This is a genomic window from Bacteroides sp. RTP31139st1_H2_RTP31139_211217 (genome assembly GCF_040227615.1).
GTDB lineage: Bacteria > Bacteroidota > Bacteroidia > Bacteroidales > Bacteroidaceae > Bacteroides > Bacteroides uniformis.
This window is the reverse complement of sequence record NZ_JBCNZM010000224.1, coordinates 508-6116: the sequence shown is the minus strand read 5'-3', so window position 1 is coordinate 6116 and position 5609 is coordinate 508. Positions and strand designations below refer to the sequence as shown.

Annotated in this window: 3 protein-coding genes; all 3 read right to left on the bottom strand. The window is 43.4% G+C overall.

Features of this window, described 5'->3' with window-relative positions:
- On the bottom strand, nt 1–2256 hold a 2256-nt coding region (locus ABUA47_RS22355; RefSeq protein ID WP_349832078.1), incomplete at its 3' end, for a patatin-like phospholipase family protein.
- A 181-nt stretch (nt 2257–2437) separates the two neighbouring features.
- On the bottom strand, nt 2438–4486 hold the full coding sequence (htpG, locus tag ABUA47_RS22350) for a molecular chaperone HtpG (protein WP_035448562.1): 2049 nt from the start codon (nt 4484–4486) through the stop codon (nt 2438–2440).
- Between the two features lie 111 nt (nt 4487–4597).
- Nucleotides 4598–5609 (bottom strand): ATP-dependent Clp protease ATP-binding subunit (locus tag ABUA47_RS22345; RefSeq protein ID WP_349832076.1); only part of this gene is annotated, 1012 nt, incomplete at its 5' end.

Sequence of the window (5609 nt, the reverse complement as noted above, 5' to 3'; positions counted from 1 at the left end):
CATCCCCACATTCCACTCCCTTCTCGGTGAGCTATAATGATTTACATAAGCAGAGATGGCTCCGAAGGGCAAATGACAAATAACAGAAACTTCTCCCATATACTCAAAGCGGGAGAATGCTTTTCCATAATATGCTTTATTCAATGCATTCTTTTTTATCGGAAAAATCGGTGTAAAGCCATAAAATTCTGTCCGGAACTGGAACATGTCGTTCAAAACATATATGGGTTTGATACCGGCAGCCACATACTGGTTGGCACGAAAAGCTTCATTGTACATCAGTTTACTATGCGGAGTCGGTGCAAATTCTCCTGCCTGCATCATGGTTGCCGTATAATTCTCAGAGAAATTTTTCGACGAATACAGTGCTTCTGCCATCCATCCCAGGGTGAACTTCGGCCCCATTGTGTGATATGCCTCTTTCATATAAGAAATTTGCAACCATGATTGCCGTTCTTGCGGAGAAGGACTGTACCCTTCTTGCGGATTCCCCGGTTCAAATCTTTCCCTCCCGGTAAATACCTGGGCTATCAGTTTCTCCAGATAGCCTTTTGTCGCGTATTGCCGCGTATTCAGGGTACTCCCATAGAAACCGATGGAACCTCCCAAAAGTTTGTAGGTACTTCTGTCCGAACGGTCCTTATCGAAATCTATTACGCTGGATTGAAAGTAGTTATCTTCCAGTTGGCCATATCCCAGACTGAACTCCGCACGCTTATTGGCCAAAAACGGCAAGGCAACCATCAACTTCACAAAACGTTCGTCCTTTGAATTGAATGAAGGTTTGTCATTCCTGGAAAACAGCTTGTCCTTCTTGTAGTAATCGAAGGTACTGATTGAAGCAATAAAACGAAAGGACGTAGATATGTGGGTAGGCAAATCAATCTTACCCATCAACTGGGCATTATTATAAATCTTACCCAACTGACCGTCAAAAGTGATTTCCTTGGAATAATAATTCAAGTTCTGATATCCTATTCCCAAATAGATTTGATTTGAGCTCGTGGTAGAGACACTGCCCCCCAGACGCACGGAAAAATTATCCTCCATCTTCACCTTCAAATGCAGCTCATACAAATCGGATTCCGAATCATACACAGCATGAGGAACTATTTCCGAAATCATATTATCTGCCAGCAAACGAAAATACCCGCGCTTCAAGTCTTCATAAGTAAAGACTTCATGCTCTTCATCATGGAACTCTTTTTTGATGTAGGCTTGCTGTTGGGCATTCGCCCCTTCAATAATGATATCCCGAAAACGGAATTGAGGCAGGTTACTCCGGAAGACAAGACGCCTCAAACGCACATTATCAGCATTCACCCTACGATGAACACGGCTTTTGATGGAATCCATCATATTAAGGGTACGATTGTAACCTATATCGTGCAATTCCTGCAGACGGTCAAAATCCAGCAAGTTGACATCATCATATTTGAAGGTCATGACTATACCCAACGAGTCCGGAATGGAGTAATCGGTCTTCTGCATAATCATATTCTCCAATTGGCTCATCAGGTCATTCTCCTTCGGCTTACCGGGATTGGCCGCTACCACACTGCCAATAATGACATCCGGATGAAAATCCTCCCGCATCACATCCGTAGGGAAATTATTGTAAATGCCGCCATCATAAGCAAGCGTACTGTCTATTTCTATCGGTTTGAAGACAAATGGAAAGCTCATGGAAGCACGTACCGCATCTCCCAAATCCCCTTTACTCAATACCAATGGCTTTTTATTGTACACATCGGATGCTATACAGCGAAAAGGAACAAACAGTTTGTTGAAATTACCGCCACATGCAGCCGTAGCACGTGCAAACAATTCCACAAATACCAGGTTCATCTGTATGGGGTTGACCATGCTTGTGGGAAGTATCTGGGGCTTTATATGCAGCGAATCCCTAAAAGCAAAACGGATATTAAAAAATTCCGGTGAAGGACGATTCTTCTTAAAATAATACTCGTATTTAGGCTCCACTTTGCCCGAATACCAACGCTTAAAGTCGGGAGAGCGCAACAGCGCCTCCATATCGTCCGGGGAATACCCCATAGCATACAGAGAACCGATGATAGCTCCCATAGAGGTTCCGGTTATATAATCAATGGGGATATTATTCTCTTCCAAAGCCCGGATAATGCCTATATGAGTCATGCCTTTTGCTCCACCGCCACTCAGTACAAGCCCCACTTTCTGAGCTTGTAAAATAAAGCCACATAGAAGAAACGAAAAAAACAATAAAACTCTTTTCATAACTATGCTATTCCGAGTAAGATAAATGTTCATTGCCCCAAATATAAACAATAGTTTCTAAAAATGCCGTATTCAACGAAGAAAATCACACCCTAATTGGTGAAAATGAATAAAAAAAGGGTATTGCGACTCCGAAGAATCACAATACCCTTGCATATATTAAATGCAAATTTAAAGGGGCTTATTTTATCAGGTCAATGCTTCTCTTGACAAAGTTGTTCAAAGCTTCACCTTTCAACATACCATTCTGCAGCAGTGCCAAATCTATCAGTTGACGGACAACCTTATTCTTGGCAGCATAATCGGCGAAGATGCCTTCTTTCTGTGTTTTCAGTTCGTCCCACTTCTTATCCAGCTCATTCACTTTATCCTTTTCGGCAGTCGGTATATCCTCATCTTTCTTGCCTTCCTGCTTCTTTTTCAGGTCAGTACGCTGCTTGTTCACTTCATCCATCTCTGCCTGAACCGGAGCAACGGCAGCAGCACATTCCTTATCTTCATCTGCCAGAACTTCTTTTACCAGCTTATGGTCTGAATTCAATACCAGGTTAAACATATCCGGCATTTCGCCATAGAAGCTCATTCCAGCCTGGATATTCGCCATTTCCTTCATACGGCGCATGTACTCGCTCTGAGTTATCATGATAGGAGCGGCATTTTCGCCCAAAGCCTGCGCCGTGATGTTGAACTCCGTCTTATCCATCTTGGGCAACTGGCTCTTGAAGATGGAAGAAAGAACTTCCTGCTTGCCGGTTTCCAACGCTTCATTCTTCTTGTCTTCCTTGACAATCAGATTATCAATAATATCGCTGTCTACACGAGTGAAGCGAACCTTTTCGAACTTCTGTTCCAACATGCTCACCACCGCAATGTCCAGTTGTCCATCCATCAACAGCACATTGTATCCTTTACTCGTAGCGGACTCTATGTAGCTGTATTGCTCATCTTTATTGTTGGCATACAGATAAATCAGATTTCCATCCTTATCCGTCTGGTTATCTTTAATCAACGTCTTATACTCTTCGAAAGTATAATATTTGCTGTCTGTATCGGTGAAAAGGGCAAAATCCTTGGCTCTATCATAGAAATCTTCCTGCGTAAGCATTCCGTAGTTGATGAAGATTTTCAAGTCATTCCACTTTTCCTCAAACTGTTTACGGTCATTCTTGAAGATAGACTGCAAACGGTCTGACACCTTCTTCGTGATATATGTAGAAATCTTCTTCACGTTGGCATCGCTCTGCAAATAAGAACGGGAAACGTTCAATGGAATGTCCGGTGAATCGAGCACACCATGCAACAGGGTCAAGAAGTCGGGAACAATACCTTCCACCGAATCCGTCACATATACCTGGTTGCAATAGAGCTGAATCTTATTCTTGTTCAACTCGATGTTGCTCTTCACTTTGGGGAAGTACAGAATACCGGTAAGGTGGAACGGATAATCCACATTCAGATGAATCCAGAATAAAGGTTCGTCGGACATAGGATAAAGGTCACGGTAGAACTTCTTATAATCTTCATCTTTCAATTCGCTGGGTTTCAGCGTCCACAACGGGTTGGAATCATTGATGATATTATCCTCGGCAGTTTCAACCTGCTTGCCGTCTTTCCATTCTTTCTTCTTGCCGAATGCAACCGGGATAGGGAGGAAGCTGCAATACTTCTTCAACAAAGAGGAAATGCGCGCTTCTTCAAGGAATTCCTTGCAGTCATCGTCTATGTAAAGAACGATATCCGTACCACGTTCTGCCTTATCAGTGTCTTCAATCGTAAACTCCGGACTGCCATCGCATGTCCACTTTACAGCCTGGGCGCCTTCCCGATAGGATTTAGTGATGATTTCGACTTTCTTGGCAACCATAAAAGCCGAATAGAAACCCAATCCAAAATGGCCGATGATGGCGTTGGCATCGTTTTTATATTTCTCAAGGAAGTCATTGGCGCCAGAGAAAGCTATCTGGTTAATATACTTGTCTATTTCTTCAGCCGTAAGACCTATACCATGGTCGGACACCGTAATGGTATCTTTTCCCAGCGAGACATGTACGGTTAAATCGCCAACTTCACCCTTGAACTCACCGATAGAGGAGAGTGTTTTCAGCTTCTGTGTAGCATCAACCGCGTTAGAAACCAACTCACGGAGAAAAATTTCATGATCACTATACAAGAACTTTTTAATGACGGGGAAGATATTCTCAGTAGTTACCCCAATATTACCTTTTTGCATACTACATTTATATTTTTTAGATTTATATTTTTAATTATTCCGGCAGATATAGCACAAAAAAAATGCCAGCCCATAAGGACTGACATTTTGACGGTTTTTATAAAGAACTGCTTATGCCTTCTTGATGCTCAGCTCATCTTTTTCTTTGTCTACTGATACATTTACCGTATCACCCGGCTGTAACTCTGCCGCCACTATCAGCTCGGAAAGTCCATCCTCCAAGTGGTTCTGAATGGCACGCTTCAATGGGCGCGCACCAAACTGTACATCGTACCCTTTCGAAGCAAGGAATGTCTTTGCATCATCCTCCACAACCAGCTTGTAACCAATTGCTTCAACCCGTTCGTACAAGCCTTTCAGCTCAATGTCCACAATCTTTGTGATAGCCTCCAAGGAGAGCTGGTCGAAAGTAATGATTTCATCCAAACGATTCAAAAATTCGGGAGCAAAAGTCTTGTTCAGAGCCTTTTGTATCACACTGCGCGAATGTTCATTGTCATCCGTGCGGTTTTGCGCCGCAAAACCTACGCCACGGCCAAACTCCTTCAACTGCCGCGTACCGATATTGGAGGTCATAATGATAACCGTATTCTTGAAATCGATGGTTCTGCCATAATTGTCAGTCAAACGACCTTCATCCAGTACCTGGAGCAAGATGTTGAACACGTCCGGATGGGCTTTCTCAATCTCATCCAGCAAGACAATGGAATACGGCTTGCGACGCACCTTTTCAGTCAACTGGCCGCCTTCCTCATAGCCCACATATCCCGGAGCGGCACCAATCATACGAGATACGGTGTATTTCTCCATATACTCGCTCATATCGATACGTATCAAGGCATCGGCAGAGCCAAACATATATTTTGCCAATTGCTTTGCCAAATGCGTCTTACCCACACCAGTAGGGCCAAGGAACATAAAAGTTCCGATGGGATGGTTCGGGTCTTTCAACCCTACACGGCTACGCAAGATTGCTTTGGTAAGTTTCTCTATCGCAGCATCTTGAGCTATCACCTTCGCCTGTAGTTCTTCCTTCATTCCGGCCAGTTTAAGTCCTTCTGCCTGCGCCATGCGCTGTACGGGTACACCGGACATCATTGAAATAACATTGGCTATTTCCTCT